The organism is Cedecea sp. VD22 (assembly GCF_037150195.1).
Lineage (GTDB): Bacteria > Pseudomonadota > Gammaproteobacteria > Enterobacterales > Enterobacteriaceae > Cedecea.
On the sequence record NZ_JBBCPX010000041.1, the window covers coordinates 1 to 908 of the forward strand.

Genomic DNA, 908 nt, shown 5'->3' on the forward strand with positions numbered 1-908 from the left:
CTGCTTATCACGGATGCAGGGGAAATACGAGCAGCATGCCATCGTTTCCAGAAAGTACCTGACAGGAATGAAAATAAAAGAAATGCAGGAAGAATTATCGGGATGCCTTCAGTACTGAAGTACAGCCAGCTACGGAGGGTCGAATAAGCCGACACCCTGATATCACCTGCCTGTATTTGTAGCGAGGTAAGAACTTCGTGGTCACCCCGGGGCCCCCCCAGGGTGACAGACCGCCCGTGCCCTGCCTGTAGTGCGTAGTTCAGGTGGGTATTACCGGCCATCACCTTAATCAGCTCCCGCATGTAACGGGTGTCCAGTACCGTATAGGCGTAAATATTTTCCTTCAGCATCCGGGTATAGACAATCACAGAGTCGCCGTGGCCGGGGTTCATCGAGATTGATGAGGCCACTGCCGGCATATTCCCGTCAGACACACTCACATCCGGAAAAATGCTTTTAACAGGCCAGGATTTATTTCCGCTGAAGGAGGAACAGATTATTGTCTTGCCTGAAATGATCCCCGCGCTCCTGGTGTAAGGTGTTAGCGTTGCCAGAGATGTCAGCAACGGCAGGATTGTTTCGCAGTCATGAGCACCTGCTTCACTAATCCGACTAAGCGTGGCGGATGCTGGTTGATAGTATTCATCAGTAAGCCTGAGTATACCGCTCACACCAGCAGTCATTGCGCGGTACTGCATCCACAAACCCGAGCATATAAGAATAATACAGAGCATCACCGTTGCTCCGGCAAGGGTCATCCATAACTGAAATGGCCTGGGTGATATTGTTTTCATATGGCTCATTGGCGTTCACAAAGAATAAAACACCATCATAAATACAAAGTTGCTCAAATATCCATTTTTTTAAAGTTAACAGGCTGATACTCACGCAAGGTGATAAATACAAAA

2 protein-coding genes are annotated in these 908 nt (G+C 48.5%); both read right to left on the reverse strand.

Annotation, left to right across the window (positions count from 1 at the left end; genetic code table 11):
- Positions 1-698 (reverse strand): CSS-motif domain-containing protein (locus tag WFK85_RS23350; protein ID WP_336709954.1); only part of this gene is annotated, 698 nt, incomplete at its 3' end.
- On the reverse strand, positions 646-908 hold a 263-nt coding region (locus WFK85_RS23355; RefSeq protein ID WP_336709952.1), incomplete at its 5' end, for a hypothetical protein. The genes WFK85_RS23350 and WFK85_RS23355, both read right to left, overlap by 53 nt.